Raw genomic sequence first — 19,536 nt, 5'->3', positions numbered from 1 at the left:
GCGTGCGGCAATCCCGAAATGCGGCCTGTCACTCTAGGCCGATGATAAAATCGCGGCATGGAACAAATATCTCAGCAACCCGGCGATGGGATCTCCGATCGGCCCACGTCGCTCATCGATCTGCCATGGCTCGCCGAGCGATGCGGCGTCGCAAAAATATGGGCGAAACTGGAAAACGAAAGACCACTCGGAAATTTCAAATCGCTGGGCGGTACGCATGCCGCGCTGTGGGCGCTCGCAACGGCAACGGGGCATGAGGATGTCCCGACCTTTCTGGCCCGCCTGCCCATGCCGCTTCCCACCCTGACTTGCGCAAGCGACGGCAATCATGGTCTCGCGGTCGCGGCCGCCGCCCGCCGCGTCGGAGCGCCCGCGCGCATCTATCTTCCCGCTTCGGTGGGTGGAGCGCGCGCGGCACGGATCGAGGCGATGGGGGCCACCATCATCCGTATCGAAGGAACCTATGACGAGGCGGTTGCCGCTGCTGCCGCGGCAAGCGACGGTGTGCAGACCCTGCTCGTGGCCGACACCACCGACCGCATGGACGATCCGGTCGTTGCCAAGGTCATGGAAGGATATGGGCGGATCGCAACGGAGATTTGCGCCCAATTGCACGCCGCCGATCGATCCGCTTATCCCACCCATGCCTTTATCCAGGCGGGCGTCGGCGGACTGGCAGCTGCGATGGCGGAAGGCCTCGGTCCGCATGGAGAGGGACCCTGCCAATTGGTCACGGTCGAGCCGCAATCGGCGCCGTGCGTCGAGCGGGCGCTGCGCAATGGTTCGCCGATCCATGTAGACGGGTCGCTCGAAACCGCGGCCGAAATGCTGTCCTGCGGCCTCGCATCGGCGCCCGCTGTCGCTACGCTGCTTCGGTACGGCGCGGTGCCGCTGCTGGTCGACGAAGACATACTCGTGGAAGCGGTCGAAGTGCTGGATCTTGCAGGTGGTCCTCGGACCACCCCGTCGGGTGCAACGGGGCTGGCCGGGCTTCTCCATGCGTCGCGCGACGGGGAGGCGCGTGTTCGGTTAAAGCTCGATGGTCAGTCGCGCGTCCTGCTTTTGGTAACCGAGGGCGTCTGAAACGGGTAAGCCTGTTGTGTCACCGGTCTCCGCCGAAGGTGTAGCTGAGGGCGAGGCCGGCCGATGGCTGGTTGCGCGACCCGAGTTCGCGCGTGACGGGGGAGTCCGCGGCGTCGCCAACGAGTCGGTCGTAGCGACCATAGACGGCGATGCCCCAGCGCTTGCCGAGCATGCGGTGGTAGCCGGCCGTGACGCCGACCGACTGGATGCCGCCGCCGGCATCGAAAGCGGCCAGGCCCGACGTTGCTGCCGCGGCAGGGGTCACGCCGAAATAGGCATTTGTGTATTTGGCGTCGCCCAGTGTGACGCGCGGGCCGACCGAAAAGAGCCAGTCGTCGCCCTTGCGCGCGACATAGTCGGCGCTGACTTCGCCGGTCCATCCCTTGTGGCCGCTCAGCCCCTTGCGTCCTTCGAGACGCACGCGGAGTTCGGGGGTCAGATGGACCTGCCCGAACGCGCCGGCCTCGACCGACAAGCCGACCTTGGGCAGGTCGGCGCCGATATCGGATGCCTTGCGCTTGCCAATGAAGCCGAAGGCGGGGCCGAAAGCGAAATTGCCCGAATAGAGCAGGGGCGAGCCGAAGCTTTCATCGGGGGCTTCGAAGGCGAATTCGCGGTCGCGGGTGCGCGAGACGTCGATATAGGGACCGACACTATATTTGTCGGCGCCCGGCCAGGACGGCGATAGCTGCGGGCCGAAAATAATGCGGGTGCGCTTCTCGCCGCCGTTGTCGGCCTCTTGCGAATAGGCCGGAAGCGAAGTCAAAACGAGAAATGGGGAAGCATAGAGGAGCAGGCTGGGGGCATTTCGGCGACTGGCCATTCGTTATTCCTTGTTGTTCCCGGATAAAGCGCCCGCCCGGCTCATTCGTTCCTAGATCGGCGACCAGTCGGCGGTTTCTTCGCCTTCGCTATCGTCTCCGCCCGGGGCCGCCTTGCGCTTTTCGGGGCCAATGATCTCGAGCAGCTTGTCGAGTATCGCGGGTACGCCCGCGCCGCTCGCGCCCGACAATGCCATCACCGGATGCCCGCTTTCTGCGGCGAGTTCCGCCGAAAGCGCCGCGACCAGTTCGTCATCGAGCGTGTCGATCTTGTTCAGCGCGACGATCACCGGCTTGTCGACGAGGTCGGCACCATAGGCCTCGAGCTCGTCACGCACGATACGATAGCTGGTCGCGACATCCGCGTCATTCGCATCGACGAGGTGCAGCAACACCCGGCAGCGTTCGATATGGCCGAGAAAACGGTCGCCGACCCCGGCGCCATCAGCGGCGCCCTCGATCAGGCCGGGGATATCGGCGACGACAAATTCATGCCCCTTGTGGCTGACAACGCCAAGCTGCGGGCGCAGCGTCGTGAAGGCATAGGCGCCGACCTTGGCCTGCGCGTTGGTCACGCCGTTGATGAAGGTCGACTTGCCCGCATTGGGCAGGCCGACAAGGCCGGCATCGGCGAGCAGCTTCAGCCGCAGCCACACCCACAATTCTTCACCGGGCCAGCCTGGACCGTGCTGGCGCGGGGCGCGGTTGGTCGATGTTTTATAGCTGGCATTGCCGCGGCCGCCGTCGCCGCCGCGCAGGAAGACGATCTGTTCGCCCTCTTTGGTCAGGTCGGCGAGCAGGCTGCGGTCCTCGTCATCGTCGAGGATCTGGGTACCGATCGGCACCTGGATGACCAGATCGGGGCCGCCCGCGCCTGTGCGGTCGCGCCCCGCGCCGGGGGTGCCGCGCTTCGCCTTGAAATGCTGCGTGTAGCGAAAGTCGATCAACGTGTTGAGACCCGCCACCGCTTCGAAAATGATGTCGCCGCCCTTGCCGCCGTTGCCGCCGTCGGGGCCGCCATATTCGACATATTTCTCGCGCCGGAAGCTGACGGCGCCGGGGCCGCCATCGCCGGACTTGATATAAATCTTGGCTTGGTCGAGGAAATGCATGGCGGGGCCTTTAGGGCGTAAACTTGACTACATATCAAGCTCCGTTCGTGTCGAGCGAAGTCGAGACACCCATCGAATTGGCGCAAGGCCGATGGGCATCTCGACTTCGCTCGATGCGAACGGAATGAATGGATTGCCGCGCCCCCTAGCGTGCGCGACACAAAATTGCCAGCCCTTAGCCCTGCGGCTTGCCGCCATGCTCGCTCCAGAAGTTCGCGATGCGTCCGGTGATCAGCTCGGTCGCGAGCACGCGCGACGTGTCACGCGGCAGGTCGAGTGCCTCGGCCATCGGTCCGCCAAGCTGAGCATCGCCGAGCGCCATCAGCACCAGCGCCAGCGTATCCTCGTGCATCAGCCGCTTTTCATGCGCATCGGGTGACATGCCGTCGATCAGCTTGTGGATCGCAGCGACGATCGGGTCGAGCGCATCGTCATTGCCTGTTGCCGCCATCCACGTCGCGAGCGCGCCAGCGCCGCCCTCGTTAAAGGCGTCGAAGGCGAGGTCGACGATCTCGCGTACATTACGCTCGCCCGGCGGCGATTCGGCCATTTTCTGGCCGATCGTCGCACATACGGTTTCGGCCTGATAGGCGGCGAGGGCCTTTTGCAGCCCGGCCGCGCTGCCGAAATGGTGAAGCAGATTGGCATGCGTCCTGTCTATGCGCGCCGCTACCGCTTTCAGCGTCACCGCCGCCGGCCCCATTTCGATCAATATATGGCGCGCCGCCTCGAGTGCCGCCGACCGGCTTTCCTCGGGACTCAGGCGCTTCTTCACTATTGACATATATGTAAGTAAACCCTATTTGCTGGCCCCAACGCCCCTTTTCGACGGTATGAGCCATATGTCCAGCCTTTCCCAATCGCCGACCCCGCAGGATTTGTCGATCACACCGCGCGACATGCGCTTTGGCCGCGACGACAAACAGGGCCGCTGGTGGCTGAACGGCGACCCGATCGCCTCGGCTTTCCACACCGCGCTGTCGGTCACCTTCCCGCGCGGCGAGGCAATGTTCATCGAGGCGGTGAAGGCCCACCGCGACGGGGTGGACGAGAAACTGGGCCGCGAAATCCGCGCCTTCACCAAACAGGAAGTGATCCACAGCCGCGAACATGTCGTCTTCAACAAGAAGGCGGCGGAAGCGGGGTATGACCTGTCCGAACTCGAAGCCGATGTGAATCAGGTCCTCGACCTCATCAAGACGCGTCCGCAGATCGTCAACCTGATGGCGACGATCGCGCTCGAACATTATACCGCGATGATGGCGGCGGTGATGCTGCGCGACGACCGCATGTATGCGGGCGCCGAGCCCGAATGGGCGGCACTCTGGAAATGGCACGCGATCGAGGAAATCGAGCATAAGGGTGTTGCTTACGATACCTGGCTGCATGCCACGAAGGACTGGAGCCGGTTCCGGCGCTGGCGCGCCAAGTCGCTGATGATGATCCTCGTCACCACGCGCTTCTGGCCGAAGCGGGTGAAGGGGATGAAGGCGTTGCTCAGGCAGGACGGCCTGACCGGCTGGCGCGTCACGGCGCGTATCTGGTGGTATCTGCTCGGTACGCCCGGCATCCTGCGCCGCAGCTTCCTGCCTTGGCTCGGCTATTTCATGCCTGGCTTCCATCCGTGGAACCACGACGACCGGTCGCTGATCAAGAAATATGAAAGCGATTATGTCGACGCGATCATGCCGGCGCGTTCGTCTCAGCCCGAACTGGCTGCGGCCGCAGCCTGATCCCACTCTCCGCGGTTGCGGGGGTCCAGAGCGGTTCTCTCTCCCTGTCTCTGGGCCTCCTCATCCGCGGAGAGGATATGCGTCAATGCCGGCTGGACGCGGTGGATGCGGTCCCATATCCCGTTGCGGGTGGAGGGGACCATGCAACCACATATGACCGCGGCCGAAGTCACGCAGTTCGAACTGCAACTGGCGGGGCTCGGATCGCTGCTCGAATTCGGGTGCGGCGGCAGCACGCTGGTGGCGGCGCGGCAAGTGCGACGGATCGTCAGCGTCGACAGCGACCCCGTCTGGCTGGCTAAGGTCCAGGCCGAAGTGGCGCGCGAGGCCGTCGAATTTACCCCTGTTCATGCCGATATCGGCCCCGTCGGAGAATGGGGCTATCCGATCGACGAAGGCCGGATCCGCGACTGGCCGCGCTATCACAACGGGATCTGGCGCAGCATGGCGGGCAGTCCCGACGCGGTGCTGATCGACGGGCGCTTTCGGGTCGCTTGCCTGTTGCAGGCAATCATCCATTGCAAACCCGAGTGCATTTTCCTCTTCCACGACTTTAGCGATCGGCCACACTATCATGTCGTGCTGAAACATGTTGATGTGCTGGCGCGCGTCGACACGCTCGCGGTGCTCCGCGCGAAGCAGCAGGTCGACGGCAAGGCGGTGTTGCACGACCTGTTCGACCATTATCTGATCCCCGATTGACCGGCGGGGTGGGCTTGGGCACAGCGGCATCCATGTCGTTCAAAACCATTTCAGCGCCCCCCGTCATCGAAACCGAGCGCCTGCGCCTGCGTCCGGGGCGCCTGTCCGACAAGGATGTGCATATCGCGATGTGGGCCGACGAGCGTGTGACGCGCTTCATCGGGGGTGAACCGCGTGCTCCCGACGTCAGCTGGGGAAAATTCCTCAGTTCTGCGGGGCTGTGGCCCGTGATGGGTTTTGGCTATTGGGTGTTCGCCGACCGGCTAAGCGACGCGCTCGTCGGCATGGGTGGCCTTAGCTATTTCTGCCGCGGCATTCCCGAACTCGAAGGATTGCCCGAGGCGGGCTGGGCGTTCGATGCCGACCATTGGGGGGCGGGTTATGCGACCGAGGCAATGCGCGCGGCGCTTGGCTGGGCTGATGCAAATCTCGACGCGGCCGAAGTGCGCTGCATCATCGACCCAGGCAATGATGCGTCGGAACGCGTTTCGGAAAAGCTCGGCTTTCGCCGCATCGGCGACAGCGACGCGCTGGGGCATGTTGTGGCGATTTATGCGCGGCCGCGCGGCGGTTAGGCCGCCTCGACCACCAATATGCCGCCGTCGGCGCTGACGACGCGGACCTTGCTACCCTCGGCCGCATCGGGGCCGCGGACCGGCCATTCGCCGTCGCCGACCTTGGCGCGGCCGCGGCCGTCCTCGATCGCCTTGGTCACCGTCAGCACTTCGCCGATCAGCCGGCCCGCGCGCTGGTTGAGATAGGGGTCGGTTGTCGTGATCGGGTTCGCCTTGAGCCAGCGGCGTGCGCCATAGAGCGCGACGAAGGATAGCACCGCAAAGATGCCGAGTTGCGCCGGGATGCCGAGCGGCACGACCCAGGCGATCAGGCCGGTAACGATCGCCGCAAAGCCCAGCCAGATGAGGAAGAAGCCGGGCGCGACGATTTCGGCGGCGGCGAGCAGGACCCCGAGCGCGAGCCACGCCCAATGCGGTTCGAGGTTGGCGAGCCAATCGGGCATGTCAGGCGCCCGCCTTGCGGTCGAACGCGTCCTTTGCGAGTTCGCCGATACCGCCGAGCGTGCCGATCAACTGCGTCGCCTCGACCGGGAACAGGATCGTCTTGCTGTTCGGGCTGGTCGCGAACTGGCTGACCGCCTCGACATATTTCTGTGCGATAAAGTAGTTGATTGCTTGCGCATTGCCGCCCGCGATGGCGTCCGACACCATCTGCGTTGCCTTGGCCTCTGCCTCGGCTTCGCGCTCGCGCGCTTCGGCGTCGCGGAATGCGGCTTCGCGGCGACCCTCGGCCTGCAGGATCTGGCCCTGCTTCTCGCCCTCGGCGCGGAGGATTTCGGATGCGCGGGCACCTTCGGCCTCGAGGATGTTGGCGCGCTTTTCGCGTTCGGCCTTCATCTGCCGCGCCATCGCGTTCGAAATGTCGGCGGGCGGGCGGATGTCCTTGATCTCGACGCGCGTGATCTTGACCCCCCACGGCGTCGTCGCATCGTCGACGACATGCAGCAGGCGCGTGTTGATCTCGTCGCGCTTCGATAATGTTTCGTCGAGGTCCATCGAACCCATCACGGTGCGCAGGTTCGTCGTCGTCAGGTTCATGATCGCCAGATAGAGATCGCTGACTTCATAGGCGGCCTTGGCGGCGTCGAGCACCTGGAAGAAGACGACGCCGTCGACGGCGACCATCGCATTGTCCTTGGTGATGATTTCCTGGCCCGGAATGTCGAGCACCTGTTCCATCATGTTCACCTTGCGACCGACGCGGTCGAAGATCGGCATGATGAAGTTCAGGCCGGGCTGCGCCGTGTGCGTGTAGCGGCCGAAGCGCTCGATCGTATAGGCAAAGCCCTGCCGCACGGGCGTCAACGCCCACAGCAGGAACACCAGCGCGAGCACGACCGCCGCAATCGCAACATAACCCATCGATTATCCCCTCGGAAAATTCCGGTCTGAAAACGCCCTTCCTTATTGCGGCAATGGTCCGGCTGCGCCACAGAAAAGCGCATGACCCCAAGTGAATATGCCCCGCGCTCGCTGCTCTATGTTCCCGGTTCCAACGCCCGCGCGCTTGAAAAGGCGGCGGGCCTCGCCGCCGATATGCTGATCATCGATCTTGAGGATGCGGTGCCTGCCGATCGCAAGATCGAAGCGCGCGGCGCGATGCGCGCGGCGGTGACGACGGGTTTTCCGGGGAAGCGCGTCGCGGTGCGGATCAATGCGACAGATACGGCCGAGCAGGCGGACGACATTGCCGCGCTGGCCGGGTTGAGGCTCGATGCCGTGGTGCTTCCAAAGGTCGACGCACCGTCCGATCTCGATCCGCTGCGCGGCCTCGATCTGCCGATCCTCGCCATGATCGAAACGCCGGCCGCCATCTATGCCGCGCCGGGCATTGCCGCCGATCCCGCGGTCGCCGGACTGATTGCGGGGCTCAACGATCTGGCGCACGAACTGAAGCTGCCCGACGGAATGGACCGTAGTACGATGAGCCATGCGATCCAGGCGATCGTCCTCGCAGCGCGCGCCGGCGGTGTCTGGGGCTTTGACGGCGTTTATAACGCGATCGACGATGCGCAGGGCTTTGCGGCCGAAGCGGCCGAGGGGCGGCGGCTCGGCTTCGATGGCAAGACGCTGATCCACCCGTCGCAGGTCGCGCCGTGCAACGCGGCCTTCGCGCCGTCGGCGCGCGAGATCGCCGCTGCCAAAGCGTTGGTCGCGGCGGCGACCGGCGGGGCGCAACGGCACGACGGCCGGATGATCGAGGATATGCATGTCGCGGCGGCGCGGGCTCTGCTCGAACGGACCGGCGGGGCGGCCTGACGACCGTTCGTCTTTCGACGAACGTGCCTTGCCTGTCATTGGCGGAAATGCCATGCGGCGACCCCATGAAAACTACCCAGTTCCGTGCTGCCATCGCGGCCGTCGCCCTCGTCGCCTGTTCCCCCGCCATCGCTTCGGCCGCGCCTGCCAAGGTTGATGCTCCGGTTACCGAGGCGCAGCTTGCCGAGCATATCAGGATATTGGCGAGCGACGCCTTCGAGGGTCGCGCTCCGGGGAGCGAAGGCGAGGATCGCACGATCGCCTATATCGTCGGCGAATGGGCGAAGGCCGGGCTTGAGGCTGCCACCGGCAGCGCAACCCCCTGGCTCCAGCCGGTCCCCTTCGTCGAAACGCAGGCGCTGAGCAGCAGCGCACTGTTCAAGGTCAACGGCCGCGACTTCGCGCTGGAGGATGACGGGGTCATTCTGACTGGCCGCGATCCGTCGGTTGCGCTGACCGATGTGCCCGCGATCTTCGTCGGCTATGGCGTCGATGGGGCAGGCAACGTCAATGCCGACGTCAAGGGCAAGCTGGCGATCATGCTGTTCGACAATGCGCCCTTTGGCGAAAAGCTGCCGCGGTATCGCGAGCGGCGGCAGATGCTGGCCGATGCGGGTGCGAGCGCCGTGCTCGTGATCGCGACCGATGCGGTGCCGTGGGCGCAGCTGCGCAAAAGTGCAGGCAGCAAGGCGGTGCGTCTCGCGAGCGCGAAGCCAGGCGCGCCGGTCACGGGCTTCCTGTCGCTCGAAGCCGCCGATGCCTTGCTCAAAAAGGCCGGGCAGGATGGCGGCGCGGTGCGCGACGCGGCGAAGTCGCCCGACTATAAGGGCGCGGCGCTGCCCGTGACCGTCAGCCTCGCGACGCAATCGGCGATTCGCTCCTTTGCCAGTAACAACATCATCGCCAGGCTTCCCGGCGCGAAGCCCGACGGCAAGGCTGTGCTGTTTCTCGGGCATTGGGATCATCTCGGCATTTGCGGAGCCGAGGGCGATGCCGATCGCATCTGCAACGGCGCGGTCGACAATGCGAGTGGCATTGCGGTGCTGATCGAGGTCGCCAAGCGGCTGGCTTCGGGCGCGCGTCCCGACCGCGACATCTATTTCATGGCGACGACGGCAGAAGAAAAGGGCCTGCTCGGCGCGAATTATTTCGCCGATCATCCGGTGGTGCCGCTCGGCGACATCACTGTCGCGCTCAACGTCGACACCATCGCCATTTCGCCGCGCGGTACCCCCGTCGCGACGATCGGGCGGGGCAAGCCCGCTTATGACGCGGTGGTCCGCGAGGCGGCGACCAAGCTTGGCCGCAAGCTCGACGAGGATGGCGAGGCCGATGCGTTTATCCAGCGGCAGGACGGCTGGGCGCTAGGCGCCAAGGGCGTCACGTCGCTGATGGTCGGCGGCAGCTTTTCGGATATGAAGCTGCTCGAGGCCTTCCTCGGCAGTGACTATCATACCGCCGCGGACAATTTTTCCGACAAGATCCCGCTTGGCGGTGCCGCGGAAGATGCCGACCTGCATGTCGCGCTGGGCCGGGCTTTCGCCGATACCAAGCGCTGGTCGGGAACGGCGAAGTAAAAGGAAAAGGCGTCGCCCCCACCTTCGCGGGGGCGACGCTATTCTATAGGGTAAGTCCTTACGCCGCCTGCTTGGCGCGGTCGGCCATTTCCTGATTGAGCATTTCCGCCAGCAGGAACGCGAGTTCCAGCGACTGCCCCGCGTTCAAACGCGGATCGCAGTGCGTGTGATACCGGTCAGCCAGATCCATCTGCGTCACGTCCATCGCGCCGCCGGTGCATTCGGTGACATTCTGGCCAGTCATTTCGATATGGATCCCACCGCCATGCGTGCCCTCGGCGCGGTGCACCGCAAAAAAGCCGCGTACTTCGGCGAGGATGCGTTCGAACGGACGCGTCTTGTAGCCGTTGGGCGTCTTGATGACATTGCCGTGCATCGGGTCGCACGACCAGACAACGGGGTGGCCCGATTCCTTCACGGCGCGCACCAGCTTGGGCAGATGCGCCTCGATCTTGTCGTGGCCATAGCGCGTGATCAGCGTCATGCGGCCCGCGACATGGTTCGGGTTGAGCGTGTCGAGCAGGCGCAGCAGCACGTCGGGCTCGAGGCTGGGGCCGCACTTCATGCCGACCGGATTGCCGATACCGCGCAGATATTCGATATGCGCCGAGCCTTCGAAGCGGGTGCGGTCGCCGACCCACAGCATATGGCCCGACGTGTCGTACCAGCCGCCGGTCAGGCTGTCCTGACGGGTGAGAGCCTGCTCATAGGGGAGCAGCAGCGCTTCGTGGCTTGTGTAGAAGCTGGTGCCCTTGATCTGCGGCACCGTTTCGGGGGTCACGCCGCATGCTTCCATGAAGGCGAGGGCTTCGGAAATGCGCGCGGCAGTTTCCTGATATTTCTTCGCCCACGGGCTGCGATCCATGAAATCGTGCGTCCAGGCGTTGACCTGATGCAGGTTCGCATAGCCGCCGTTCGCGAACGCGCGCAGCAGGTTCAGCGTTGCCGCCGACTGGTTATACGCCTTGATCATGCGCTGAGGGTCGGGCTCGCGGCCCGCTTCCTCGAACGCGATGTCGTTGATGATGTCGCCGCGATAGCTCGGCAGCGACACGCCATCGACATCTTCCATGTCGGCCGAGCGTGGCTTGGCGAACTGTCCGGCCATACGGCCGAGCTTCACCACGGGCATTTTCGATGCAAAGGTCAGCACGACCGCCATCTGCAGCAGCACACGGAAGGTGTCGCGGATGTTGTTCGGATGGAATTCGGCAAAACTCTCGGCACAGTCGCCGCCCTGCAGCAGAAACGCCTTGCCCTCGGCAACACGGCCGAGATCGGCGGTCAGGTCGCGCGCCTCGCCGGCAAAAACCAGCGGCGGATAGTTGCTGAGTTCGCGCTCGGCCGCCGCGAGCGCATCGGCGTCGCGATAGGTGGGCAGCTGGCGAGCATCGTGCGAGCGCCAGCTGTGGGGTTGCCAATTTTTCGTCATCTGCCTGTTCTTTTCGCGTTCGAATCGAGCGCCACATGGCGCTTATGTCCCGCGGACGCAATGTTTGCGGCACGGGCAAACCGCAAAATTAGCATTATCGTGACGTTTGCGCACCTATGCTTTTCTTGGGCGTCAAAAACTGATAGTTTGTTACGCGCTTTTGAAACGATAATCGGGATGCAACCAAGGCATTTGGCTATCGGTAACGTTATCACCCAGTGACCTGACTTCGGGTCTCGACGCGAAGCGATTGGCTATGGCGAATTTCGATTCCGCTTGGTTTCTATATGGGGCGCTGGTGCTGCTGCTGGCGACAAGCTTTGTCGTGCGCATAGACTATGTTCGCATCGGCTTGGCCGGGGCTGCGCTGGTGGCCTTGCCGCTGGTGTTGTTTCGCGGCCCGGACGTGGGTTATGGCCTGCTCGTGCTCGCCATTCTCGTCGTCAATATCGGTATATTGGCACGCCTGTGGCTACGCGGCGCGAAGATACGGTTCTCCGCCGAAGAAGAAGAATTGCGCCGTCAGCATTTCGGCGGCCTGGGCGCCGTAGCGGCGCGCGACCTGATCGATCAGGGGCACTGGATCTCGGCGCGGCGCGGTGAAGTGCTGATCCGCGAAAACCAGGCGACACCCAGCCTTTTCTATCTGGCCGAAGGGCAGGCGGCGATCTTGCGCGACGGTATCGAAGTCGGGAAATTGTCCGATGGTGCGCTGATCGGCGAAGCGACCGTACTCGACGGCACCCATGCGACGGGAACCGTGCTGCTTGGCTCCAACGCGCGGCTGTGGTTCGTTCCTGCCGCGGCGTTGCGCGCCTATCTTGCCGCAAATCCGGGCATTGCCGGCACGCTGCATGAAGGGTTCGCGCGCGCGCTGCGCGGCAAATTGGCAAGCGCAAATACGCGCATCGCCGACCGCGTAACGATTTCATAACGTCAAGATTGTTCTGTGCCTCGAATATGCAACTCGCACCTGCTAACCTTCTCGACATGACGCTGATTCTCTATGGCATTTCGAACTGCGACACGGTGAAGAAGGCGCGGCGCTGGCTCGACGGGCAGGGTGTCGCATACCGCTTTCATGACGTGCGCAAGGATGGGCTCGACCCCGCGCGGCTCCAGAGCTGGATCGACGCGCTCGGCTGGGAAAGGCTGCTCAACAAGGCGGGCACGACCTTTCGCAAGCTGCCCGACACGCAGAAGGACGGGCTCGACGCCGTGGCGGCCAAGGCGTTGATGCTGGACCAGCCTGCGATGATCCGCCGCCCGGTCGTTGAGGCGGTGGACGGGATTAGCGTGGGCTTTTCTGTGGATGACTGGCAGGCACGTTTTGCAGCATGATCCGGTGGCTTGTGGCCTTCACGGTCCTGACGCTGTTGGCCGGTTGCGGGGCTGAGCCGGTGACAGCCCGCGCTACTCTCGATGGCCAGCCGCCGATCATCATCGCGCATCGCGGTGCGTCGGGCGAGCGCCCCGAACATACGATCGCCGGCTATCGGCTCGCGATCGAACTCGGCGCTGACTATATCGAACCCGATCTGGTGCTGACGAAGGATGGCGTGCTCGTCGCGCGACACGAGAACGAGATTTCGGAAACGACAGATGTCGCCGCACATCCTGAATTCGCGGCGCGCAAGGCGACGAAGACAATCGACGGGCAAAAGATGACCGGTTGGTTCACCGAGGATTTTACGCTTGCCGAACTCAAGACACTCCGCGCACGCGAACGGCTGCCGAAACTGCGCAGCACCGAATATGACGGTCAGTTCGAAATCCCGACTTTCGAGGAAATCCTGACGCTGCTCGCAGAGGTCAACAAGGGGCGCAAGAAACCCGTCGGTGTCTATCCCGAAACCAAGCACCCCAGCTATTTCGTTTCGATCGGCTTGCCGCACGAGGCGCCGTTGCTCGCGATGCTCGATCGCTTTGGCTATCGTGGCCGTAGCGCGCCGGTTTTCATCCAGAGCTTCGAAGTCGGCAATCTGATGGACCTGCGTGCGGAAAGCGATCTGCCGTTGATCCAGCTGATGGATGCCGAAGGTGGCCCCGCCGACCGACCGGGCACCAGCTATGCCGCCATGACGTCGCCTGCGGGGCTGAAAATGATTGCCGCCTATGCCGACGGCATCGGCCCCAACAAGGCGATGGTAATCCCGCGCGGCGCGCTGGGCCGGCTGGGCGATCCGACAACATTGGTGCGCGACGCCCATATCGCGGGGCTCAAGGTTCATCCGTGGACGTTCCGGCGCGAAAATTATTTCCTGCCGCTCGGCGACAAGGGCGGGGTCAATCCTGCCGGGCACGGCGATCTTGCCGGCGAGATCACTGCCTATCTGAACACCGGTATTGACGGCCTGTTCAGCGACAATCCGCGCGAAGCGGTCGCGACCGTGAAGGAGGAGCGCGGGCAATGACCGAAAGAGCATTGGGCAAGAGTGGCTTGTCGATCCGGCCCTTCGTCCTCGGCGGCAATGTCTTTGGCATGACGGCGGGGCGCGATGCGAGTTTCGCGGTTCTCGACCGCTTCGTCGAACTGGGCGGTGGGATGATCGACACGGCCGACGTCTATTCGGCCTGGGTTCCCGGTCACAAAGGCGGCGAGTCCGAAAGCATGATGGGCGCCTGGCTGAAGGAAAGCGGTGCGCGTGACAAGGTTCTGATCGCGACCAAGGTCGGCATGATGGCCGGTGGTCTGAAGCCCGACCGCATCCGCGAAGGCGTACAGGGCTCGCTCGATCGTCTGGGCGTCGATGTCATCGACCTGTATTTCGCGCACAAGGACGATCCCGACGTGCCGCTGGGCGAAGTGCTGGGTGCTTTTGCCGAACTGATCGATGCCGGGACTGTGCGCGCGATCGGCGCTTCCAACTATTCGGCCGGGCGGCTGGCAGAGGCGCTGAGCGTGGCGGACGAAATGGGCTTGCCGCGCTTCACCGCGATGCAGCCCGAGCTCAACCTGCTGGACCGCGAGCAATATGAGGGGCCGCTGCAGCAATTGTGCATCGACGAGGGACTGGGCGTCGTCACCTATTTCAGCCTCGCGTCAGGCTATCTGTCGGGCAAATATCGCGGCCCCGATGATCTCGGAAAAAGCCCTCGCGGCGCGCGGGTCAAACCCTATCTGGAAGGCAAGGGGCCTGCCATTCTTGCGGTAATGGACCGCATTGCCGCTGAAACCGGCGCCACCCTGTCGCAGATCTCGCTCGCGTGGGTCGCGCAGCAACCGGGCGTGACCGCGCCGATCGCGAGTGCGACGACAGTGGCACAACTCGACGAGCTTCTCGGCAGCTCGGACCTGACGCTCAGCGCCGAACAACTCACGGCGCTGGGCGCCGCCTAGCCGCGGCGTTTCCGCCCTCGCTGCGCTGCAGCAAAAAAGGGGCTTTGTCGCTTTCGTCTTGTCATTTTAGCGGCTAGACCCTCGCGCCATGTCCACACTCCCTAAAACGCTCACCTTCGACACCTCGACCAGCCGCGCCAATCCGACGCCGCAGCCGATGAAACGCCTGACCGTGCCGCGGATCCGGCAGCGCAAGGGCGGCGAACCGCTCGTGATGCTGACTGCCTACACCGTCCGTATGGCCCAGTTGCTCGACCCGCATTGCGATATGCTGCTCGTGGGCGATTCGCTGGGGCAGGTGATTTATGGTTTGCCGCACACCGTCGGCGTGACGATGGAAATGATGGCGCTGCACGGCGCCGCGGTGGTGCGCGGCAGCTATCATGCCGCGGTCATCGTCGACATGCCCTTTGGCAGTTATGAAGCAAGCGCCGAACAGGCGTTCACCAACGCCGCACGCCTGCTGAAGGAAACCGGCGCCGCTGCGGTGAAGCTCGAGGGCGGTCGCGCGCTCGCTCCAACGATCGAATTCCTGACCCAGCGCGGTATCCCGGTGATGGGGCATGTCGGGCTGACGCCACAGGCGGTGAACATCCTTGGCGGCTATGGCGTGCGTGGCAAGAGCGACGAAGAAGCCAGGGCGATCGTCGAGGATTCGATTGCCGTCGCACAGGCCGGCGCCTTTTCGCTGGTGATCGAAGGCGTTCTCGAATCGATTGCGATCGAGGTGACGAACAAGGTTGCGTGCCCGACCATCGGCATCGGCGCATCGGCGCAATGCGACGGCCAGGTGCTGGTGACCGAAGACATGCTGGGCATGTTCGAGCGTGTCCCCAAATTCGTGAAACGCTATCAGGACATGGCGGGTGTCGTCGAAGGCGCGGTCAAGGAATATGCCGGCGAAGTCAGGTCCCGTTCATTCCCCACCGCCGATCAGATCTACGCTGGCTGATACCGGGCGGCGCAGATCGGGGCCAAGTGAATCGCTTGGCCTTTTTCAGTGCTGTCGCTAAGGAAGCGGCCGGCCCAGAGCCATGACGAGTATATGGAGGTTTGATTGGCCCTGAGCCCGACGAACGACGCCGCGCTGTTGCAAGAGGTCGACGAGGCCGTCCGTAAGGACCGCCTCGATACGATCATGCAGCGCTATGGTCGCTGGATCATCGGTGGCGTTCTCGCCGCGTTGATCGCGTTCGGTGGCTATCTTTTCTGGAACCATCGCCAGGATGCCGCGCGCGGTGAGCAGGCCGAAGAGCTGATTGCAGCGTTCGAGAAACTGGCAACCAACCAGCCCCGCGCTGCCACCACCGAGCTGCAGAAGCTCGCGGCTGAAGGCGCGCCCGCGTATCGCGGGGTCGCCATGATGCAAGAAGCGAACATCAAGGCGCAAACCGGCGATCTGAAAGCCGCCGCCGCGTTGATGGCAAAAGTCGCCGCTGATACGAAACTCGACAAGTCGCTGCGCGATCTGGCGCTGATCCGCCAGACGGCGTTCGAATATGATTTGTTGAAGCCCGAGGTGGTGATTGCCCGGATGAAGCCGATGGTCGATGCGAAAGACCCGGTGTCGAGCTGGTTCGCCAGCGCCGCCGAACTGTCGGCCACCGCGCATTATCAGCTTGGCCAGTTCGATCAGGCCGGTGCGCTCTATGGCCGCATCGCCAAATTGCCCGGCGTTGCCAAATCGCTGCAATCGCGTTCGGTGCAGATGGCGGGCATGCTCGGCGTGGATGCGGTCGCAGATCGGGCGGCGGACAGTGCCGACGCCGACAAAAAAGAGGCGCCTCAGGGCGCCGGAGCCAAACAAGAGGCGTCGCAGGGCGCCGCCGGGGACCAGAAAGGCAGTGCTGCGCCTAAGGCAGCGGCCGCCGAAAAAGCTGAGGAAGCCAAGTAATATGCGGAAAGCGCGTTTTGGAATTTATGCGGTGCTGCTGGCACTGCCGCTTGCCGGCTGTGGCGCACTGAAGGGTGACGGCGGGCCCAAGACGCCGACGGTCGGCGATCGGGTGTCGATCCTGTCCAACGACAATAGCATCAAGGTCGACCCGGCCACGGCGGACATTGCGGTTGTCCTGCCCGAACCGGCGGTCAACGCCGCTTGGGCACAATCGGGCGGTAATGCGTCGAAATCGATGGGGCATCCGGCGCTTGGCACGACACGCGCCAAATTGTGGCAAGCGAATGTTGCGGGTAGCACCAACAAGCAGCGCCTCGCGGCGTCGCCGGTGATTGCCGACAACCGTTTGTTCGTTGTCGATACCGATGCTGTCGTGACCGCCTTGGCCGCCGATACCGGCGCGCCGCTCTGGCGCGTGGCGATTGGCAGCACGGGCAAGGATTTCAAGAATTCGCTGTTCGGGGGCGGTGCCGGGGTCGATGGAAACGTCGTTTACGCAACGAGCGGTGCCGGCGATGTCGCCGCGCTGAACGTCGCCGACGGGTCGGTGATCTGGAAAGTGAAGCCCGCGGGTCCGCTGCGCGGCGCCCCGACGATCGCCTTCGGCGGCGTGTATGTGATCAGCCAGGACAATCAGATTTTTGCCCTTAATGCCGCCAATGGCGCGGTGCAGTGGCAGGCCACGGCGTCGATGGAAGCCGGCAGCGTATTCGGCGCGGCGTCGCCCGCGGCGGGGCAGGGGACGATCGTCGCGGGCTTCTCGTCGGGGGAAGTCCAGGCCTATCGCTACGAAAATGGCCGCGACCTGTGGGAAGACGCGCTGGCGCGTACGTCGATGGCGCTGTCGGTATCGACGCTCACCGACGTCGATGCCGATCCGGTCGTCGATCGCGGCCGCGTTTTTGCGCTCGGGCAGGGCGGCCGCATGGCGAGCTATGAGCTGGTCACGGGCCAGCGCAGCTGGGAAATCTCGATCGCCGGCATCTCGACGCCTTATGTTGTCGGCGAGTGGGTCTATGCGATGACCGATGACGGCAAGTTGCTGTGCGTCGCGCGTTCGACCGGCAAGGTACGCTGGCTCCAGCAACTCGCACGCTTCCGCGTCGAAACCGAAAAGAAGAAGAAGGACCCGATCCGCTGGACCGGCCCGATTTTGGCCGGCGGCCGCCTGATTGCGGTCAACAGCGAAGGCATATTGTCGGAATTCTCGCCGACCGATGGATCGCTGCTCGGCTCGACCGAATTCAAATCGTCGCTGTCGCAAACCCCGGTGGTTGCGAACAATATTTTGTACGTCCTGGCGGACGACGGGCAGATCACGGCCTGGCGCTGACACGGCGTCCGGGCCGGGGCGGCCCGGTGGTATAATAGGGATAAGTTTCATGTCGCGATTCGCGACGATTGCCATTGTCGGCCGGCCCAATGTGGGTAAATCGACGCTGTTCAACCGGCTGGTCGGCAAGCGCCTTGCGTTGGTCGACGATCAGCCCGGGGTGACGCGCGACCGGCGCGAGGGTGACGGCAAGCTGCTCGGGCTCGAATTCCGTATCGTCGATACCGCGGGTTTCGAGGATTATGACGCCGCGACGCTGCCCGGGCGGATGCGCGTGCAGACCGAAAAGGCCGTGCGCGAGGCCGACGCGGCACTGTTCATGATCGACGGCCGCGCCGGGGTGACCCCGCTCGACGAGGAAATCGCACGCTGGCTGCGCAGCGAAAACACGCCGATCATCCTCGTCGTCAACAAGGCCGAGGGGAAGCAGGGCGAAAACGGCCTGATGGAATCCTATTCGCTCGGCTTCGACAATCCGATCGCGCTCAGCGCCGAGCACGGCGAAGGCATCGTCGACCTGTTCGACGCGTTGCGCCCGATTGTCGACGGTTTCGACGCCGCTGCGTTCGAGGCAGTGCCCCCCCCGGTTGAGGGTGAGGAAGACGAAGACGCGCCGCTCGGCCCAATGAAGCTGGCGATTGTCGGCCGCCCGAATGCGGGTAAGTCGACGCTAATCAACCGCATGATCGGCGAGGACCGCCTGATCACAGGGCCCGAGGCCGGGATCACTCGCGACTCGATCCGTGTCGACTGGCAGTGGGAAAAGGACGGCGAGGTCCACGAGATCCAGCTGTTCGACACCGCGGGAATGCGCAAGCGCGCAAAGGTGCAGGACAAGCTGGAGAAATTGTCGGTCGCCGACGCGCTCCACGCGGTCGATTTCGCCGAGGTTGTTGTCCTGCTGCTCGACGCCACGAAAGGACTCGAGGCGCAGGATCTGCGCATCGCCGACAGGGTGTTGCAGGAGGGGCGGGCGCTGATCGTCGCGCTCAACAAATGGGACGTCGCCGAAGATCCGTCGTCGCTGTTCAACGGAGTTCGGGGCGCGCTCGACGATGGCCTTTCGCAGGTCAAGGGCGTACCGGTCCTCACCATTTCGGGCGCGACCGGAAAGGGCATCGATACGCTGGTCCGGGTCGCCTTCGAGCAACGCGATATCTGGACCAACCGCGTCTCGACGGCTCGGCTTAACCGGTGGTTCGAGGGTGCGGTCGAGAACAATCCGCCGCCGGCGCCGGGCGGAAAACGGATCAAGCTGCGCTATATCACACAAGCTCGGACCAGGCCGCCGACCTTCGTCGTCTTCGGTACCCGCACCGATTCGCTACCCGGAAGCTATGAACGTTATCTGGTTAACGGCATGCGCAAGGAACTGGGATTCCAGGGTGTTCCGGTGCGCCTCAATTTCCGCAATTCGCGCAACCCCTATGACGAATAACGTGTCGACGCTGGTCGTCGACGCGCGCGGTATGCGCTGCCCCTGGCCGGCGCTCCGGCTGGCGCGCGCGATGCGTGAGGTGTCTGACGTCTTGCTGATCGCCGACGATCCGCAGGTGGGACGCGAAGTGGCCGCGCTGGCGGGTGAACATGGCTGGCTGGTCGAGGGCGACGTTACGGCCGCTGACGAGGGATGCTGGCGCGTTCGGCGCGACTGACCCGAAACGGGGCGGCT

Annotated in this window: 21 protein-coding genes; 15 read left to right on the top strand and 6 right to left on the bottom strand. The window is 64.1% G+C overall.

Annotation, left to right across the window (positions count from 1 at the left end; all coding sequences use genetic code 11):
• The first annotated feature begins 57 nt into the window (after positions 1-57).
• Positions 58-1,083 carry a pyridoxal-phosphate dependent enzyme gene (locus AC07NV_RS03005; protein WP_495164853.1) on the top strand — a complete coding sequence of 342 codons (1,026 nt, stop codon included), beginning with the start codon at positions 58-60 and terminating at the stop codon, positions 1,081-1,083.
• Between the two features lie 19 nt (positions 1,084-1,102).
• Here the strand turns inward: AC07NV_RS03005 and AC07NV_RS03000 are convergent, their stop codons facing one another.
• The 3 genes from AC07NV_RS03000 to AC07NV_RS02990 form a co-directional block, all read right to left on the bottom strand.
• Complete coding sequence (locus AC07NV_RS03000; protein WP_495164852.1) at positions 1,103-1,906, bottom strand: MipA/OmpV family protein; 804 nt, start codon at positions 1,904-1,906, stop codon at positions 1,103-1,105.
• 51 nt (positions 1,907-1,957) lie between these two features.
• Complete coding sequence (obgE, locus tag AC07NV_RS02995) at positions 1,958-3,016, bottom strand: GTPase ObgE (protein WP_495164851.1); 1,059 nt, start codon at positions 3,014-3,016, stop codon at positions 1,958-1,960.
• A gap of 175 nt (positions 3,017-3,191) precedes the next feature.
• Positions 3,192-3,800, bottom strand: a complete 609-nt coding sequence (locus AC07NV_RS02990; RefSeq protein ID WP_495164850.1) for a TetR/AcrR family transcriptional regulator — start codon at positions 3,798-3,800, stop codon at positions 3,192-3,194.
• Between the two features lie 58 nt (positions 3,801-3,858).
• On the opposite strand from AC07NV_RS02990, the gene AC07NV_RS02985 reads away from it, so the two are divergent.
• The 3 genes from AC07NV_RS02985 (at position 3,859) to AC07NV_RS02975 (ending at position 6,026) form a co-directional block, all read left to right on the top strand.
• Complete coding sequence (locus AC07NV_RS02985) at positions 3,859-4,749, top strand: metal-dependent hydrolase (protein ID WP_495164849.1); 891 nt, start codon at positions 3,859-3,861, stop codon at positions 4,747-4,749.
• 153 nt (positions 4,750-4,902) lie between these two features.
• Positions 4,903-5,451, top strand: a complete 549-nt coding sequence (locus tag AC07NV_RS02980; protein ID WP_495164848.1) for a hypothetical protein — start codon at positions 4,903-4,905, stop codon at positions 5,449-5,451.
• A 32-nt stretch (positions 5,452-5,483) separates the two neighbouring features.
• The gene (locus tag AC07NV_RS02975; RefSeq protein ID WP_495164847.1) at positions 5,484-6,026 is read left to right on the top strand and encodes a GNAT family N-acetyltransferase; all 543 of its coding nucleotides are present in this window, start codon (positions 5,484-5,486) and stop codon (positions 6,024-6,026) included.
• Here AC07NV_RS02975 and AC07NV_RS02970 read toward each other — a convergent pair.
• Both AC07NV_RS02970 and AC07NV_RS02965 read right to left on the bottom strand, forming a co-directional pair.
• A complete protein-coding gene (locus AC07NV_RS02970; RefSeq protein WP_495164846.1) occupies positions 6,023-6,469 on the bottom strand; it encodes an NfeD family protein in 447 nt (148 codons plus the stop codon). The genes AC07NV_RS02975 and AC07NV_RS02970 overlap by 4 nt on opposite strands.
• Position 6,470: 1 nt before the next feature.
• Positions 6,471-7,388, bottom strand: coding sequence for an SPFH domain-containing protein (locus tag AC07NV_RS02965; protein WP_495164845.1), 918 nt, complete (start codon positions 7,386-7,388; stop codon positions 6,471-6,473).
• Positions 7,389-7,469: 81 nt separating this feature from the next.
• On the opposite strand from AC07NV_RS02965, the gene AC07NV_RS02960 reads away from it, so the two are divergent.
• A complete protein-coding gene (locus tag AC07NV_RS02960; RefSeq protein WP_495164844.1) occupies positions 7,470-8,285 on the top strand; it encodes an HpcH/HpaI aldolase/citrate lyase family protein in 816 nt (271 codons plus the stop codon).
• A 65-nt stretch (positions 8,286-8,350) separates the two neighbouring features.
• Positions 8,351-9,862, top strand: a complete 1,512-nt coding sequence (locus AC07NV_RS02955; protein ID WP_495164843.1) for a M28 family peptidase — start codon at positions 8,351-8,353, stop codon at positions 9,860-9,862.
• Between the two features lie 58 nt (positions 9,863-9,920).
• On the opposite strand, the gene AC07NV_RS02950 is transcribed toward AC07NV_RS02955, so the two are convergent.
• Positions 9,921-11,294: a class II 3-deoxy-7-phosphoheptulonate synthase gene (locus AC07NV_RS02950; protein ID WP_495164842.1), complete on the bottom strand. Its 1,374-nt coding sequence runs from the start codon at positions 11,292-11,294 to the stop codon at positions 9,921-9,923.
• Between the two features lie 256 nt (positions 11,295-11,550).
• Between AC07NV_RS02950 and AC07NV_RS02945 the strand changes: the two genes are divergently transcribed.
• The 9 genes from AC07NV_RS02945 to AC07NV_RS02905 all read left to right on the top strand — a co-directional run bounded on the left by AC07NV_RS02945 (position 11,551) and on the right by AC07NV_RS02905 (position 19,519).
• A complete protein-coding gene (locus tag AC07NV_RS02945; protein ID WP_495164841.1) occupies positions 11,551-12,228 on the top strand; it encodes a cyclic nucleotide-binding domain-containing protein in 678 nt (225 codons plus the stop codon).
• Between the two features lie 56 nt (positions 12,229-12,284).
• The gene (locus AC07NV_RS02940; RefSeq protein WP_495165145.1) at positions 12,285-12,635 is read left to right on the top strand and encodes an ArsC family reductase; all 351 of its coding nucleotides are present in this window, start codon (positions 12,285-12,287) and stop codon (positions 12,633-12,635) included.
• Positions 12,632-13,708, top strand: coding sequence for a glycerophosphodiester phosphodiesterase (locus AC07NV_RS02935; protein WP_495164840.1), 1,077 nt, complete (start codon positions 12,632-12,634; stop codon positions 13,706-13,708). The genes AC07NV_RS02940 and AC07NV_RS02935 overlap by 4 nt, the downstream gene beginning before the upstream one ends.
• Positions 13,705-14,634 (top strand): aldo/keto reductase, encoded by a 930-nt coding sequence (locus AC07NV_RS02930; protein ID WP_495164839.1) that lies wholly within the window; start codon positions 13,705-13,707, stop codon positions 14,632-14,634. The genes AC07NV_RS02935 and AC07NV_RS02930 overlap by 4 nt, the downstream gene beginning before the upstream one ends.
• Positions 14,635-14,722: 88 nt before the next feature.
• Positions 14,723-15,586 carry a 3-methyl-2-oxobutanoate hydroxymethyltransferase gene (gene panB / locus AC07NV_RS02925; protein WP_495164838.1) on the top strand — a complete coding sequence of 288 codons (864 nt, stop codon included), beginning with the start codon at positions 14,723-14,725 and terminating at the stop codon, positions 15,584-15,586.
• A gap of 105 nt (positions 15,587-15,691) precedes the next feature.
• A complete protein-coding gene (locus AC07NV_RS02920) occupies positions 15,692-16,528 on the top strand; it encodes a tetratricopeptide repeat protein (RefSeq protein ID WP_495164837.1) in 837 nt (278 codons plus the stop codon).
• A gap of 1 nt (position 16,529) precedes the next feature.
• A complete protein-coding gene (locus tag AC07NV_RS02915; RefSeq protein WP_495164836.1) occupies positions 16,530-17,864 on the top strand; it encodes an outer membrane protein assembly factor BamB family protein in 1,335 nt (444 codons plus the stop codon).
• Between the two features lie 49 nt (positions 17,865-17,913).
• Positions 17,914-19,302 (top strand): ribosome biogenesis GTPase Der, encoded by a 1,389-nt coding sequence (gene der / locus AC07NV_RS02910; RefSeq protein ID WP_495164835.1) that lies wholly within the window; start codon positions 17,914-17,916, stop codon positions 19,300-19,302.
• A complete protein-coding gene (locus tag AC07NV_RS02905) occupies positions 19,292-19,519 on the top strand; it encodes a sulfurtransferase TusA family protein (protein WP_495164834.1) in 228 nt (75 codons plus the stop codon). The genes der and AC07NV_RS02905 overlap by 11 nt, the downstream gene beginning before the upstream one ends.
• The last annotated feature ends 17 nt before the right edge of the window (positions 19,520-19,536 follow it).

This window comes from Sphingopyxis sp. GW821-FHT10B01 (assembly GCF_059415685.1).
This window is presented reverse-complemented; position numbering and strand designations above follow the sequence as displayed.